Origin of the sequence: Pseudomonas monteilii NBRC 103158 = DSM 14164, assembly GCF_000730605.1 — a bacterium.
GTDB classification, from domain to species: domain Bacteria; phylum Pseudomonadota; class Gammaproteobacteria; order Pseudomonadales; family Pseudomonadaceae; genus Aquipseudomonas; species Aquipseudomonas monteilii.
Genome location: NZ_BBIS01000051.1, coordinates 21,414 through 36,481, shown reverse-complemented (window position 1 = coordinate 36,481; position 15,068 = coordinate 21,414). Strand labels below are relative to the sequence as shown.

The 15,068-nt window shown below is 63.3% G+C and carries 15 protein-coding genes; 9 read left to right on the top strand and 6 right to left on the bottom strand.

The genetic code is table 11. From position 1 onward, the window contains the following. Nucleotides 1-4: 4 nt before the first annotated feature. On the bottom strand, nt 5-724 hold the full coding sequence (locus tag PM2_RS24040) for a PA1041 family peptidoglycan-binding anchor lipoprotein (protein WP_016713782.1): 720 nt from the start codon (nt 722-724) through the stop codon (nt 5-7). 89 nt (nt 725-813) lie between these two features. Further along, nucleotides 814-1,506: a PA1041 family peptidoglycan-binding anchor lipoprotein gene (locus PM2_RS24035; protein WP_016713781.1), complete on the bottom strand. Its 693-nt coding sequence runs from the start codon at nt 1,504-1,506 to the stop codon at nt 814-816. 159 nt (nt 1,507-1,665) lie between these two features. Between PM2_RS24035 and PM2_RS24030 the strand changes: the two genes are divergently transcribed. Genes PM2_RS24030 through PM2_RS24015 form a run of 4 tightly spaced genes read left to right on the top strand, consistent with a single transcriptional unit; the run spans nt 1,666 to nt 3,323 of the window. Continuing rightward, complete coding sequence (locus PM2_RS24030; protein ID WP_016713780.1) at nt 1,666-2,160, top strand: DUF6231 family protein; 495 nt, start codon at nt 1,666-1,668, stop codon at nt 2,158-2,160. 2 nt (nt 2,161-2,162) lie between these two features. Next, a complete protein-coding gene (locus PM2_RS24025; protein WP_025754557.1) occupies nt 2,163-2,639 on the top strand; it encodes a YchJ family protein in 477 nt (158 codons plus the stop codon). 2 nt (nt 2,640-2,641) lie between these two features. After that, the gene (locus PM2_RS24020; RefSeq protein ID WP_027615422.1) at nt 2,642-3,118 is read left to right on the top strand and encodes an LEA/WHy family protein; all 477 of its coding nucleotides are present in this window, start codon (nt 2,642-2,644) and stop codon (nt 3,116-3,118) included. A 7-nt stretch (nt 3,119-3,125) separates the two neighbouring features. Further along, nucleotides 3,126-3,323: an SEC-C metal-binding domain-containing protein gene (locus tag PM2_RS24015; RefSeq protein WP_009684590.1), complete on the top strand. Its 198-nt coding sequence runs from the start codon at nt 3,126-3,128 to the stop codon at nt 3,321-3,323. 32 nt (nt 3,324-3,355) lie between these two features. Here PM2_RS24015 and PM2_RS24010 read toward each other — a convergent pair whose 3' ends face one another. Genes PM2_RS24010 through PM2_RS23995 form a run of 4 tightly spaced genes read right to left on the bottom strand, consistent with a single transcriptional unit; the run spans nt 3,356 to nt 6,961 of the window. After that, nucleotides 3,356-4,258: a pyridoxal-phosphate dependent enzyme gene (locus tag PM2_RS24010; protein WP_016713769.1), complete on the bottom strand. Its 903-nt coding sequence runs from the start codon at nt 4,256-4,258 to the stop codon at nt 3,356-3,358. After that, nucleotides 4,255-5,466 (bottom strand): MFS transporter, encoded by a 1,212-nt coding sequence (locus tag PM2_RS24005; protein ID WP_016713768.1) that lies wholly within the window; start codon nt 5,464-5,466, stop codon nt 4,255-4,257. The genes PM2_RS24010 and PM2_RS24005 overlap by 4 nt, the downstream gene beginning before the upstream one ends. Further along, complete coding sequence (locus PM2_RS24000; protein WP_028698540.1) at nt 5,463-6,251, bottom strand: alanyl-tRNA editing protein; 789 nt, start codon at nt 6,249-6,251, stop codon at nt 5,463-5,465. The genes PM2_RS24005 and PM2_RS24000 overlap by 4 nt, the downstream gene beginning before the upstream one ends. Further along, entirely contained in the window at nt 6,248-6,961 is a 714-nt protein-coding gene (locus tag PM2_RS23995) for a serine O-acetyltransferase (protein ID WP_025754559.1), read from the bottom strand. Before PM2_RS23995 ends, PM2_RS24000 begins: the two co-directional genes overlap by 4 nt. A gap of 171 nt (nt 6,962-7,132) precedes the next feature. Between PM2_RS23995 and PM2_RS23990 the strand changes: the two genes are divergently transcribed. The 5 genes from PM2_RS23990 to PM2_RS23970 all read left to right on the top strand — a co-directional run bounded on the left by PM2_RS23990 (nt 7,133) and on the right by PM2_RS23970 (nt 15,012). After that, the gene (locus tag PM2_RS23990) at nt 7,133-8,473 is read left to right on the top strand and encodes an aminotransferase-like domain-containing protein (protein WP_028698541.1); all 1,341 of its coding nucleotides are present in this window, start codon (nt 7,133-7,135) and stop codon (nt 8,471-8,473) included. A gap of 103 nt (nt 8,474-8,576) precedes the next feature. After that, complete coding sequence (locus tag PM2_RS23985) at nt 8,577-11,018, top strand: penicillin acylase family protein (RefSeq protein ID WP_028698542.1); 2,442 nt, start codon at nt 8,577-8,579, stop codon at nt 11,016-11,018. Between the two features lie 107 nt (nt 11,019-11,125). Further along, nucleotides 11,126-12,142 (top strand): ligase-associated DNA damage response exonuclease, encoded by a 1,017-nt coding sequence (locus PM2_RS23980; RefSeq protein ID WP_016713763.1) that lies wholly within the window; start codon nt 11,126-11,128, stop codon nt 12,140-12,142. Continuing rightward, nucleotides 12,139-13,797 (top strand): ATP-dependent DNA ligase, encoded by a 1,659-nt coding sequence (locus tag PM2_RS23975; protein ID WP_028698543.1) that lies wholly within the window; start codon nt 12,139-12,141, stop codon nt 13,795-13,797. The genes PM2_RS23980 and PM2_RS23975 overlap by 4 nt, the downstream gene beginning before the upstream one ends. Before the next feature lie 99 nt (nt 13,798-13,896). Further along, nucleotides 13,897-15,012, top strand: a complete 1,116-nt coding sequence (locus PM2_RS23970; protein WP_016713761.1) for a succinylglutamate desuccinylase/aspartoacylase family protein — start codon at nt 13,897-13,899, stop codon at nt 15,010-15,012. The last annotated feature ends 56 nt before the right edge of the window (nt 15,013-15,068 follow it).

Genomic DNA, 15,068 nt, shown 5'->3' with positions numbered 1-15,068 from the left:
CCGCTCAGTTGAGGTGCAGCTCCACCCGTCGGTTGCGCGCGCGGCCCTCCTCGGTTTCGTTGTCGGTGACCGGCTCGCTTTCCCCACGCCCCTGGCTGGTGACCTTGCCGGGCTCCAGGCCCTGGCTGATAAGGTATTCGGCAACACTGCTGGCACGGCGCTCGGAAAGCGCCTGATTGTAGGTGTCGGAGCCCACGCTGTCGGTGTGCCCGACCACGGCGACCTTGGCTACCGTCGGGGAATTGAGCTTAGCCACCAGGCCTTGCAGCCGTTGCTGGGCCGCCGGGGTCAGGTCGGCGGAATCGAAGGCGAACATCACCGCGCCGTTGTCATCCAGGATGATCACCTCAGGTGCAGGTTCGGGTGCGGTAGCAGGGGGGGCTGCCGGATACACCTTCAACGGGCAACCCATGTGGTCGACCGCCGTGTTGGCTGGGGTGTCGGGGCAACGATCGCGGCGGTCGAAAATACCGTCGCCATCTTCGTCACCGTCCTGGGCATAGCAGATCAGCCCCCCGGTAATGGCGCCCAGGGCGCCGCCACCTGCGGCCCAGGCAGAACTTTCGATAGCGCCCAGGCCGCCACCGACCAAGCCGCCCAACAGGCTGCAGATGGGCCAGGTCCTTTGGTTGAGGGGCGCGCTGCCATCGCTATGGGTAGCGCAGCCTGCGAGCAGGCTGGCAGCCACCAACAGCGGCAGTGCCGCCTTCGACGTCACACTCATGCTGAATGCTCCTGTGTCTTTGGCCACAAACGGCTGGCCGGCATCAAGACGCGCCCGTGCCACTGCTCAAGGCACGGGCGCATGCCGTGTTACCGCTGGATCTTGATCTCGGTACGACGGTTCATCGCACGCCCTTCGGCCGTGGCATTGTCAGCCACCGGTTGGGTTTCACCGGCACCGACCACCGAAACGAAGCTGCTGCGCGGTACGCCGCTCTCGACCAGGTAATCGGTCACCGAGTGGGCACGACGTTCGGACAGTTTCTGGTTGTAGCTGTCGGAACCCACACTGTCGGTGTGGCCGCTGACACTCAGGCGGGCGGATGGCGCTTCCTGCTTGAGGCGCGTGGCAATGGTGTTGAGGCGCTCTTTATCGCGGGCGGTCAGCTTCGCAGAGTCGAATTCGAAGTGCACATCGCGAATGACGATGACCTCTTCTTTCTGCACCACCACTTCCTCGACCACGGCTGCCGGCTCAGGCGGGCACCCGTTGGCATCGACCTGCACCCCACGCGGGGTGCCAGGGCACTTGTCACGGCTGTCCGGCACGCCGTCGCCATCCTCGTCGCCATCTCCATGGGCCCAGCAGTAACCCGCCGCCAGGCCACCGCCCAGCAACGCGCCCCAGCCAGCCCAGCTGGAACTTTCAATAGCGCCCAATGCGGCGCCGCCTACACCCCCGACGGCGGCACATTTCGGCCAGTCGGTTTTTTGCAAACCTGCACAACCAGTCAACACACTGGTGAGCAGTACCAGGGGTATCGCTGTGCGTACTATGCTCATTTCATTGCTTCTCCTAGGGGGAATCGGCATAAGGCCGATCTCTGGGAGTAAAGACCGCGCATTCCAACCCTGCCAGCAATCAGCCACGACGCGGTCACATGCCTCTTTGCCCGCAGGCTGCGGCCCGCTAGTCTTGGACGACTTGAACGAGGATTGGCAATGACCGAAGGTTTCTCCCAACGTACGCCGCAGCAGGCTTTGGCAGCCCTGCTGGAGCGCTTCACCCCGCAACGCCTGCTGCTGGTGGGCACACGTTTCCCGGCGCTCGACGCCTTCGCCGAGGCACACCCGCAGGTGACCATCGCCACAGCGGCCCCTGGCCCGCTTCCGGCCGAGCTTGCGGCCCAGCGTTTTGACCTGGCGGTGCTGGTGGACTGCCTGGAGCACCTGCCCAAACGCACGGGCCTGGAGCTGCTCGGCGGCATCCGCAACCTCAATGCCAGCCGGGTTGCCGTGCTGGCCGATCTGGCCGCCTGCGGCTGGCAAGACACCGACTTTTTCGCCCTGGCCCTGTCGGCCAGTGAGAAATTCTGCCGTGACCAGCAGGTATTGAGCCTGTTCACCTATGATCTACATGACTACAAGCAGGTCCCGGACTGGCTCAACGCCAGGTTCTGGGCCAACCCTGAAAACTTCGGCAAGTACTGGTGGTGATGATGAGTGTCTCGGTCTGCCCCTGTGGCAGTGGCAACCTGCTTGATGCCTGCTGTGGGCATTACCATGCCGGCACCCCGGCACCCGATGCCCAGGCGCTGATGCGCTCACGCTACAGTGCCTACGTGCTGGGCCTGGTCGACTACCTGGTGGCCACCACTTTGCCCGCCCAACAAGCCGACCTGGACCGCGCCGCCATGGCCGCCTGGAGCGCCCAGAGCACCTGGCTGGGCCTGGAGGTAGAAAGCGCTGAAGTACTCGGCGGCCAACCGGAACACGGCTTTGTCACCTTTACCGCACGCTGGCACGACCAGGAGGGCGACCACCAGCACCGTGAACGCTCGGCGTTCGTCCAGCATGCCGGGCGCTGGTACTTCATCGACCCTACGGTCGGGTTGAAGGCCGGGCGCAACGACCCCTGCCCCTGCGCCAGCGGGCAGAAGTTCAAGAAATGCTGCGCCAGTTACGTCGGGAGCTGAACATGAACGCCCGCGCCCGCCTGCTGCTGCTCGGTACACTGATGGCATGGCTGGCGGGCTGCAGCAGTTGGGGCGGTGAAGACTGGCGCGAACCCGAGGTGCGCCTGGTCGAAGTCGAAACGGTCAAGGCCAGGTTGCTGGATCAGGAATTCGTGCTGCACCTGCAAGTCGACAACCCCAATGACAGCCGCCTGTTCATCCGCAACCTCTCGTATGCCGTGCGCCTGAACGATCTGCTGCTGGTGCAGGATGAAACCAGCGTATGGCGCAGCGTGGGCGGGCATGCCCGGCGTACCTTCAAGATCACCGCGCGTACCAACCTGTGGCAGCACCTCAAGCCGCTGGCCAAGCTGCTCAGAAGCAAGCAACCGCTGCACTACACCCTGCAGGGCGAACTGGCGACCGGGCTGCTTATCCATCGGGACCTGCACTTATCGCGCAGTGGTGAGATAATCCCCGGCGATCATATCCCGGAGTAACCCTGCAATGTCCCAGCAACCCCACGTTCATGGCCCTGACTGCAACCACGACCATGATCACCACCATGACCATGGCCATGTTCACGGCCCGCACTGCAACCACGGCCACCAAGAGCCGGTACGCAACGCCCTGAAGGATGTTGGCCGTAACGACCCGTGCCCATGCGGTAGCGAGAAGAAGTTCAAGAAGTGCCACGGCGCCTGATCTGACGTTGCCTCCCTGCTGAGGGCCTTGGCCTAGGCGGCCTTGCGCCGTGTCGCCCCCAGCAGGTCCTGGTACCACAGGCCGGCGTCATAGGCGATGGTCACCACAGTGGTCCCGGCATACCGCGGGTGCTGGGCCATGCGCTGAGCAACGGCCAGGCAGGCGGCAGCGGTATTGCCCACAAAAATGCCACTTTGCATGTAGAACCAGCGCTGCGCAGCCAGCATCTCAGCGTGTTGCACCTGGGCCCGCTCGTCCACCAGCGACCAGTCCATGAAAGGCGGGCAAACCCCCACTGCCATGCCTTCGAAGCGGTGGTCGGCAAACACACCCGCCCTTGAGTCGCACCCGCTGGGGTCGACCAACACCGTCGACACCTCGAAACCGTGATCCTTCAGCCCCAGCGTAATGCCCGTGAAGCTTGCCCCCGTACCCGCACAGCCAACAAACAGGACATCCCGCCCTGCCCCGGCGTTGGTCAGTTGCACGGCCAGCTCGCTGGCCGTCTGGTAACGATGGGCTTCGATACCCATCGGGTTGTTGAACTGGTCGGTATAGAAGTATGACTTGCCCAACGCGGCCTGGTTATCCAGGTGGTGCATGACCACATCCTTGGGGGTGGCACCGGCCATCAACATTTCCTTGCCGATCAGCCGCGCACCGAAACACTCGAGCAAATCCCGCTTGGTCTGGCTGAAGCTCAGCCCGACCGCCAGCTCCACGGCGACCTGGTACTTGTGACAGGCTGCCAGCAAGCCGAAGCCAAAACTGCCACCGGTTTTCTCGATGACGGTTGTCACACCGGGAATGATGTCGCCATTGCGTACGGCATGCTCGACGATGCGCCGGGCCGCCCGGTATTTGTGGCTTCCCCCAGGGTTGTTCATTTCCAGCTTGGTATAGATGCGATCGCTGACACTGATGAGCTCGCTCATTTGCGGCTACCTTCCATTGAAGTATGCAGGCAGGTCTTGTTCTGCAGCAGGCCGGCAGTGGCAACCAGAAGCCCGATGCACAGGGCCATGCAGATGGCGTTGGTGCCATCCCAGCCGACCGTGCTCAGCAACAGCGAAGGGCTGAACGCGCCGAGGGTGGCGAAGATGGCAATGGCCAGGTCGTTCTTGCCCTGCATCTGCATCGCTGCCGGGCTGTTCTGCAGCGACTGGGCCAGCAAGGCGCCGCCGCCTACATACGTCAGGTTCCAACCCAGCCCGAGGGCAATCAGTGCCAAGGTCATCATGGCGTAGCTGTGCGACCAGATATTCAGGGCCGAGCAGCCGATCAGCAGGGCCAGGCCCGCGCAAATGGTGGTCCTGATACCCAACCGCTGGATGATCGCACCGGTGAAGAACGACGGGGCAAACATGGCAATCACATGCCACTGGATCGCCAGGCGTACGTCCGAGAAGTCCTCGTGCATGTGTTTCATGTGCATCGAGGCCTGGATCATCAGCAGGTTCATGATCCCGTAGCTCAGTGCAGCAACACCCATGGCCACCACCACGCTCGGGCTTAACGGCTCGGTGCGTGGGCGGGCCGACTGGGCGGCGCTGTTGACCGTGCTGGTCACACCGCCATCGTCTGGCAGGCAAAGGGCAATCAGCAGTGACAGCAGCGCCAGGCCGACAAACGCGGCATAACACAACGAAAACAGTGGATAGCCACCAACATCACGCAGCCACTCGGTAAGCGTCGGCCCGACCACCGCAGCGATGACGCCCCCTGCCACGACCAGCGAAAGGGCTTTGGGCTTCAGGGCCTGAGACAGATTGTCGGTGGCCGCGAAGCGGTTGAAGTTGGCGAAGGCGATATACACACCCAACGCAGAATGGCTAAGTACCAGCGTTGCAAAATGCTGGTGCTCCACCGCCAGAAAGCCGCTGACACCCGACAATGCCAACGGAATTGCGCCCAGCATGAAAGCCTTCTTGCGGCCGATGCGGCTCATCAGCCTGGAGACTGGGTAGGTTGCCAGCATCAGGCTCAGAAACTGAAACCCGTACGGCACCGTGGACCACGCGGCATCAGGCGCCAGCGCCGCGCCGACAATGGCGGCCATGGTCACGGACATGACCGCTGTGGTCAGGTTGATCGACTGTGCGGTGAAATACAGGTACGTGCGCCGCGGTAACGTGCTGTTCATAGTGCGTGCCCGTGGTAGGTGGACAGGTCGATTTCGGCATCGGGGAACGCGCAGATCAGCCGTTCCTTACCTTTGCCCAGGCGTTTGCGCCTGACGCTCAGGCGCCCGATACGCCCTGGTGAATCGAGGTGTGTGCCACCGCACGGAATTTCGATGCCGTTGTAGGTCCACAAACGTGCGTCTTCCAGGCCCTCGACCGCGTAGTGCTCGATGGGTGCATCGAAGCCGATCAGTTCGTTGGCCCGCCGTTCTATTTCAACCACCTCTTCGGCCGTGAAAGCGTCCTCGACCAGGAAGTCGAAACGTGCCGAATCCTCTTTGATGTGGCAGCCGATGGTCCATTGCTGCAGCTCTTCACGCAGCCCGATCGCAGCGGCATACAGAAAGTGACTGGCACTGTGAGACAGCGTCAGCCGTTCGCGCCGTTCAATATCGATGGTGATGCGGGCCGGCATGCCTGGCGTGACGTCATCCAGCAAGTGCAGGTCATCAGGGTGCAGGCTGTGAATAATGATGCCGCCCAGTTTTCCGCCTTTGAAACCTTCGAGGCGAATCGGGCTGCCATACAGTTTTTTCACCCAGACAAAGCGCACAGTTCCCACCGGTAATTCAATGGTGCCGAAGTCTGCTTCCTGGCCGCCGCCTTCCGGGTAAGCCACGGTACTCTGCAATTCAATGCCATCACTGTGCACGCGTGTTACTTGCGTATCAACGCCGGCCAGGTACTGGTCTTTGTAATACAGCTTTTCGGTATTGCGTAACACTTCATAGTTCAGAGCGTTCATGGTTCCAGTACCACCTGCAATGATGTTTTAACCTGTACCCGGGCAGCCGCGGGAACATCTTTGGTAATAATGCAGCCCGGACCGATAAATGCGCCGTCACCGACGTGGATAGCGCCCAGCACACTGGCGAACGCGCCGATTTGTACCCGGTTGCCCAAGGTCGGGTGCCTGGGGCTTGAAGGGTTGCCGCTGATACCGCGGGCGCCCAGTGTGACGCCGCCCAGCACGTAGCAATCGTCACCAATGGTCGAGGTTTCGCCGATGACGGTGCCCATGCCGTGATCAATGATGAAGCGTGCGCCAATACGGCTGCGGAAGTGGATTTCCGCCCCGGAGAGCATTTTGCCGCGCCTGGAGATCATGGCCGCCAGGCATTGACCGCCGGCACCATAGGCAGCAGCGGTATTGTTGTAGATCCAATGGGCGAGCCGATAATGCAGAACGGCAGAATAAGAGGTGTACGTTCTTGCAATGAATACCAGGTCGCGGCCAGCTGCCGGATCTTTCAGGGCAAAGGCCTGCAAATCGGCATGGGCTTGTTCGGTGACACACTGAATAACCGAAGTTTCTTTAAACGCTTCGAATTCATCAACTGAACAACACTCCAATAGCGCCGATGTAACAAGGTTCCTTACAACCTTGAATGTTTCCGGTTCATCAGGCACAGGTAGCCTGGCAATGACGGCTGATTGCATATCCATAGAGTGCATGGGCTCAATATCCAGTTGTCTGGTTGAACAGACGCTTAAGGTGCTGCCTTTGCGGGCAACCAACACTTCCGACCAGGGAATAGTGGCATGTACTGGCCAGTTGAAAACGAACAGTCGACAAGCATTTCCGTTAACTGTTAGGCTTTTTTTTCTAACGGTTTGAGACCTGCCATGAACACCCGCAGCCTTCATCACCAGTTAAGACAACGCCTGGATGCAGGGGAGTGGCTGCCCGGGCAGCGCATGCCCTCCATCCGCAAACTGACAGCTGCAGTCGACTTCAGCTACCACGACGTTGTTTCGGCCTACGCCCAGCTGGTCAGCGAAGGTGTGTTGACCGCTTCGCCGGGCAGGGGCTACTTCGTCGCGACCCGGTCACGGCAAACCAGTGCGATCCACGAGCCCGAATGCATGGCGGGCGACCCGCTCTTCAAGCTGCTGCAAGGCGGACAGCACTACACCAAGCTGGGCAGCGGCTGGCTCCCCCCCGCCTGGCGTGACACCGAGCTGCTGGCCAAGGCCATTCGCCGCACGGCGCGGCTGGAGCAAAGCTCGCTGGCCGAATACGGCGACATCCAGGGCTACCTGCCCATGCGCAAACAGCTGTGCGTACACATGAAACGGCTGACCCGTGTCGATGTCCGCCCCAACCAGTTGCTGACCACCCTGGGCGCCACACAAGGCCTTGACCTGGTTGCGCGGCTGCTGATCAAGCCAGGCGACCACGTTTTCGTCGACGAGCCGGGTAACGGCAACCTGATCAAGCTGATCCAGCTGGCGGGCGGGCACGTTGTCGGCATACGGCGAACCCAGGACGGGCCAGACGTGGAAGAGATGAAAACCTACCTGGCCAGGCACAAGGTCAAGGCATTTTTCTGCAACAGCACCTTCCACAACCCGACCGGCAGCAACATCAGCCCGCACAACGCCTTCAGTGTCCTGCGCCTGGCGGTAGAGCACGAGTTCTTCGTGGTCGAGGACGATGTGTATGGCGACTTCAGCCCGGCCGTACGCCAGACCTTTGCCGAGCTGGACAACCTTGACCGGGTTATCTACATCGGCAGTTTCTCCAAATGCCTGTCCGCATCGCTACGCGTGGGTTTCATCGCCTGCTCACACGACCTGATCGAACCGCTGACACGCCTGAAACTGCTGACCTGTGTTGCCGTCCCGGCGTTTTGCGAACGCTTCGTCAACACCATATTGTCGGATGGCACCTATGCCCGGCACATGAATGATGTGCAGCAGCGCCTGATCAGGCAGCAGGTCCAGACCCAGCGGCTTCTGATCGAGCGAGGTTGGCAGTTTGAAATCGCACCGCAAGGGGGGATGTTCCTCTGGGTCTACCACCCGGACCTGCCAGACCTGCAACCCCTGGTGCGCAAACTGGAACAAAACAAGATCCTGCTGATGCCAGGTTCTGCGTTCGCCGTCACCCGTGACTACCGGCGCTATGCGCGCATCAATTGCACGCACTTTTCCGAGACGTTGGCAGACCACTTCAACGTTTGAGGCAGCGCTGGCAAATAAACCGACCTGGGACCTTGCATGGCGCCTGCGCGCTTACTACCTTAGCGCCTTTCGAAACCCGCCACGCCTTGCAGGAGCCCTTGTCATGGCCGCCTCCGCCTTTCCTCCCTTCCGCCCGCGGTTCGCAACCGCTGCCACGCTGCTCGGCATGCTCGGGCTGGCCGGCTGCCAGACGGGCGGCTACCAGGACAGCGTGCCACCGACCAGTGGCGTGCAGCCGCTCAAGGGCCTGGCGCAGAATGTTTCAGTACGCCGCAATGCCATGGGTGCGCCACTGATCGAAAGCAGCAGCTTCCATGATGCGCTGTTCAGCCTGGGCTATGTGCATGCCGGTGACCGCATCGAGCAGATGGTCGCCATGCGCCTGCTGGCCCAAGGCCGTCTGGCCGAACTGGCCGGCAGCGAAGCGCTGGACATCGACCGCCTGATGCGCGCGGCCAACCTCAAGCAAAGCGCCGCCCAGCAGTACGCCGACGCCTCGCCACGGCTCAAGCGCTTTTTCGAAGTGTACGCACGCGGGGTCAACGCCTACCTGTTCCGCTACCGCGACAAGCTGCCGGCCGGCCTAGCCAGCAGTGGCTATCGCCCGGAATACTGGAAGCCCGAAGACTCGGCACTGATCTTCAACCTGTATGCGTTCAGCCAATCGGTGAACCTGCAGGAAGAATTGAGTGCCCTGACCCTGGCGCAGAAAGCCGGCAGCGACAAACTGGCCTGGCTGCTGCCTGGCGCCCCGGACGAGCCATTGGCCGAAGGCGAGGTGGACAAGCTCAAGGGCCTGAACCTGGCCAGCCAGCTGCCGGGCCTGCCAGCGCTGGCGGCCGCCAGCCAGAAACTGGCCGACCTTGACCTGCTCGGCAGCCCGGGCTCGGCCAACCTGGCCCTGGCCCCGCAGCGCAGCCGCAGCGGCAAGAGCCTGCTGGCCAGCGACAGCCGCGCTACCTGGGCCCTGAGCCCGGTACAGATTCACACCGGCAAGTACCAGGTTGCCGGCCTGTCGTTGCCGGGTTTGCCGATCGTGCTGGCCGGTTACAACGGCAAACTGGCCTGGAGCAGCAGCGCCGTGATGGCCGACAACCAGGACCTGTTCCTGGAACAACTGCGTCGTCAAGGCAGCCAGCTGAGCTACCTGGCCGACGGCAAATGGCTGCCGGCCCGCGCCCGTAGCGAAACGTTCTTCGTCCGAGGCCAGCGCCCGCTGCGCGAGGTGATGTATGACACCCGCCACGGCACCCTGCTGGCCCAGCCAGACAACGCCAGCCTGGGCCTGGCGCTGAACCTGCCGCAGTTCAAGGGCGACCGCAGCCTGGATGCACTGTTCGACCTGACCCGCGCCAGGAACGTGGAACGCGCCTTCGACAGTACCCGCGAAGTGACCGCCGCGGCTCTCAACTTTGTCTTCGCCGAGCCGGAACACATCGGCTGGCAAGTCAGTGGCCACTACCCCAACCGCCGCGAAGGCCAGGGCCTGCTGCCCTCGCCGGGCTGGGACGGGCGCTACGACTGGGACGGCTATGCCGACCCGATGCTGCACCCGTATGACCAGGACCCGCCTGCTGGCTGGATCGGCCACGCCAACCAGCGCAGTCTGCCGCGTGGCTACGGCATGCAGCTGTCCAGCACCTGGTACTACCCCGAACGCGCCGAACGCCTGGCCCAGTTGGCCGGCAATGGCCGCCACGACAGCCGCAGCCTGATGGCCCTGCAGAACGACCAGGTAACCCTGCTGGCCGACAAGCTCAAGCAGATGTTCGACGCCCCCGGCATGGCCCAGCCACTGAAGCAGGCGATCGACGCCCTGCCTGCCGCCCAACGCGACAAGGCCCGCGACACGCTGGCCCGGCTCAAGGCCTTCGATGGCCGGCTGAGCCCGGTGTCAGCGGATGCCGCGCTGTACGAGCTGTTCTTGCAGGAGGTAACGCGGCAGACCTTCCTCGACGACCTGGGCCCGGAATCCGGCCCTGCCTGGCAGGCGTTCGTCAGCAATGCCCGCTTGTCGTTCTCGGCCCAGGCCGATCACCTGCTGGGCCGCGACGACAGCCCGTTCTGGGATGACCGCAACACCCCACAAAAAGAAGACAAGCCTGCCATTCTCGCCCGCAGCCTGGCGGGAGCAATGGACGCCGGGATCGCGCAACTGGGCGCCGACCGCCGCGCCTGGCAATGGGGCAAGCTGCACCAGTACCGCTGGCCAGCACCGGCCTACCATGGCCTGGGCGAAGCCATCAGCCGCTCACCGCTGGCTGCAGGTGGCGACTTCACCACCCTCGCCCTGACGCCATACGCCTGGGGCAGCGACTTCGACACCCGCCTGCCGGCCTCAGCGCGGATGATCGTCGACTTCGGTCAGGCCGAACCGTTGCAGGTGCTGACCAGCAGCGGCCAGTCCGGTAACCCGGCAAGCGCGCACTACAGCGACGGGCTGGATGCCTGGTTCAAAGGCCGGTTCATGAGCCTGCCGCTGCAGCAGCAGAACTTCGGGCGGGCGTATGGCAACCAACGACTCACGCTGGTGCCTGGCAAATAACGGGCATCGCCTGTTTTGGGGCTGCATTGCAGCCCCAGCCATTTCCAGTCGAACTTCCTTTCTCCGGCATGGCTCCTAACTGGTAACTCCAAACCAGCGCCCGCGCCATGGACCTTGTCATCGCCCGCCCCGAAGGCCTCTACTGCCCGCCCGGTGATTTCTACATCGACCCTTGGCGGCCCGTGGACCGCGCCGTGATCACCCATGGCCACGGTGACCATGCACGGACCGGCAATGGCCATTATCTGACCGCCAGCCCCGGTGCTGGCATTCTGCGTAGCCGGTTGGGCCAGGGCATCGATTTACAGACCCTGCCCTACGGTGAGCGCCTGCTTCACCATGGGGTGACCCTGAGCCTGCACCCGGCCGGACACGTGCTGGGTTCGGCACAGGTGCGCCTGGAGTACCAGGGTGAAGTCTGGGTCGCGTCCGGTGACTACAAGGTGGAGCCCGATGGCACCTGTACGCCCTTCGAACCCGTGCCGTGCCACACCTTCATCACCGAATCGACGTTCGGCCTGCCCATTTATCGCTGGCCCAGCCAAGCTGAGGTGTTCGCCGACATCAATGCCTGGTGGCGGGCCAACAGCACACAGGGCAAGGCCAGCGTGCTGTTCTGCTATGCCTTCGGCAAGGCCCAGCGGATCTTGCATGGGCTGGACGCCAGCATCGGCCCGATCCTCGTGCACGGCGCCGTCGAGCCGCTCAACCGCGTGTACCGGGACGCCGGTATCCACCTGCCGAAAACCCTCTACGCCGGCGATATACCGCGCAACGACCCACTGCTGCGCCAAGCGCTGGTCCTGGCGCCCCCGTCAGCCAGCGGCAGTAGCTGGATGCGCCGCTTCGGCGAGTACAGCGATGCCTTCGCCAGTGGCTGGATGCTGTTGCGCGGCACCCGCCGGCGGCGCGGTGTCGACCGGGGCTTCGTCCTCTCGGACCATGCCGACTGGCCCGGCCTGCTGTGGGCAATCGGCCAGACCGGCGCCGATCGGGTGATGGTCACCCACGGCTCGGTCAACGTGCTGGTGCGCTACCTCAACGAACAAGGCCTCGATGCCCGCGCCTTCGCCACCGAATACGGCGACGAAGACGACGTCGTCACTGCCGAACCCACACCATGAAAGCCTTCGCCACGTTGTACCTGCGCCTGGATGCGACCACGTCCAGCAACGCCAAGCTTGAGGCACTGCGCGACTATTTCGCCAATGCCCCCGCCGAGGATGCCGCCTGGGCCGTGTACTTTCTGGCCGGCGGGCGCCCGCGCCAGCTGGTGCCCACTCGCGTGTTGCGCGCACAGGCAACGGCTCAGGCCGGGTTGCCAGACTGGCTCTTCGAAGAAAGCTATCAGGCAGTGGGTGACCTGGCCGAAACCATTTCGCTATTGCTACCCATACACGCCGATGGCAGCGATGAAGGCCTTGCCATCTGGGTGGAGCAGCATTTGCTGCCCCTGCGCGGGCTACCGCCTGAGCAGGTTCAGCAGCGCCTGCAGCCGCTCTGGGCGCAGCTGGATCGCCCCAGCCTGATGCTGTGCCTGAAGCTGATCACCGGCAGTTTTCGCGTGGGCGTATCGAAGTTGCTTGTCACCCGCGCCTTGGCGCAACTGGCCGGGCTGGACGCCAAGCGCGTGGCCCAACGCCTGGTCGGTTACACCGATATTGGCCATCGCCCTACCGCAGCCAGCTACCAGAAGCTGATCGCCCCGGAGTCCGCCGATGAGCATCGCCAGCGTGGCGGCCAGCCCTACCCATTCTTCCTGGCCCACCCGCTACAAGCCTCTACCGACCAGTTCGATACTTTGCTCGGGCCGCCAAGCAACTGGCAAATCGAGTGGAAGTGGGACGGCATTCGCGCCCAGGTGGTCAAGCGCGAGGGCCAGCTGTGGGTGTGGTCGCGCGGCGAAGAGCTGGTGACCGAGCGCTTCCCCGAACTGCACAGCCTGGCGCAGACGCTACCCGATGGCGTGGTGCTCGACGGCGAGATTCTGGTCTGGAAACCAGGTGCTACAGAGGCTGAACTGGCCGTGCAGCCTTTTTCCCTGCTACAGCAGCGCCTGGGGCGCAAAACGCTGGGCAAGAAATTGCTGACCGACGCACCGGTGGTGTTGCAGGCCTACGACCTGCTGGAGTGGCAAGGCGAAGACTGGCGCAACCGGCCGCAGCACGAGCGCCGCAGCCAACTGGAACGCTTGGTCGATGCGTACCCGCTTGCCCCCGTGCTGCTGTCGCCGCTGCTGACAGGCCCGGACTGGGCCAACCTTGCCCACCAGCGCGAACAGTCGCGCAGCCTGGGTGTCGAGGGCCTGATGCTCAAGCAGCGCGAGGCCCTTTACGGTGTGGGGCGCACCAAAGATATGGGTACCTGGTGGAAGTGGAAGATCGACCCATTCAGCGTCGATGCCGTGCTGATCTATGCCCAACGCGGCCACGGCCGGCGTGCAAGCCTGTACAGCGACTACACCTTCGCCGTGTGGGACGCACCGGCCGGCACCCCGGAGCGAGCATTGGTACCCTTTGCCAAGGCCTATTCGGGGCTCAGTGACGAAGAAATGCGCAAGGTCGATGCCATCATCCGCAAGACCACGGTGGAAACCTTCGGCCCGGTACGCAGCGTAACGCCTACGCTGGTGTTCGAACTGGGATTCGAAGGCATTGCCTTGTCCAGGCGCCACAAGAGCGGTATTGCCGTGCGCTTTCCGCGCATGCTGCGCTGGCGGCTGGACAAGCCGGTGGAAGAGGCGGATGACCTGGCCACCTTGCAGGCACTGCTGGCCTGAAAGGTCGCGACCCCAGTGAGGCGCAACGCTAAAAACTATGCTTCTATCAGTGTGCCGACCTGTGTCGCAGACCGTATTCGCCACGCATCCAGGACCACCATGCACCATTCAACCCACGACCTGCTCTCTCCCGTTCCGGGCATCACCCGCCAGTTGCACAGCTTCCACTTCGGCCCTCGCAGTGGCGGCAAAGTCTATATCCAGGCCTCCCTGCATGCCGACGAACTGCCCGGCATGCTGGTGGCATGGCACCTCAAGCGCCGCCTGATAGCGCTGGAAGAACAAGGCCGCCTGCAGCGCGAGATCATCCTGGTGCCGGTGGCCAACCCGGTCGGCCTGGAGCAAGTGCTGCTGGATGCGCCGCTGGGGCGCTTCGAACTGCAAAGTGGCGAGAACTTCAACCGCAACTTCGTCGACCTGTCGGACAGCATCGGCGACCAGATCGAAGAGCACCTGACCCAGAACCCGGCGCACAACGTCGAGCTGATCCGCGAATACCTGCGGCGTGGGCTGGACGCGCACCCGGCCCGCACACCGCTGCAAGCCCAGCGCCTGATCCTGCAGCGCCTGGCCTGCGATGCCGACATGGTGCTGGACCTGCACTGCGACTTCGAAGCCGTTGAACACCTGTACACCACACCCGATGCCTGGCCACATATCGAGCCGCTGGCCCGCTACCTGGGCGCCCAGGCCAGCCTGCTGGCCACCGACTCGGGCGGGCAGTCGTTCGACGAATGTTTCAGCCTGGTCTGGTGGCAGTTGCAGCAACGCTTCGGCAAGCGCTTCCCGATCCCGCTGGGCTGCTGCTCGGTCACTGTCGAACTGCGCGGCCAGGCCGATGTCAGCCATGACCTGGCCAGCAAAGACTGCCAGGCGATACTCGACTTCCTTACCCACGCAGGCGTTATCGAAGGCGCCAGCCCTGCCCTGCCGCCCTTGCCCAGCCCGGCCACGCCGCTGGCTGCTGTCGAACCGGTAGTGACGCCGCTGGGCGGCTTGCTGGTGTATCACGCCATACCCGGACAGCACCTGGAAGCTGGGCACTTGATTGCCGAAGTCATCGACCCGCTCAGTGACCGGGTAACGGCTGTGCGCAACAGCCAACCGGGCCTGCTGTATGCCCGCAGCGTAAGGCGCATGGCCACTTCTGGCATGGTCATCGCCCATGTTGCTGGCGAGCAGGTATGTCGCAGTGGCTACCTGCTGAGCAACTGATTCGGTAAAACCATTGCACCTGGCGGGCGGTCTGTAGAAGCACAGTCTTCAAAGGA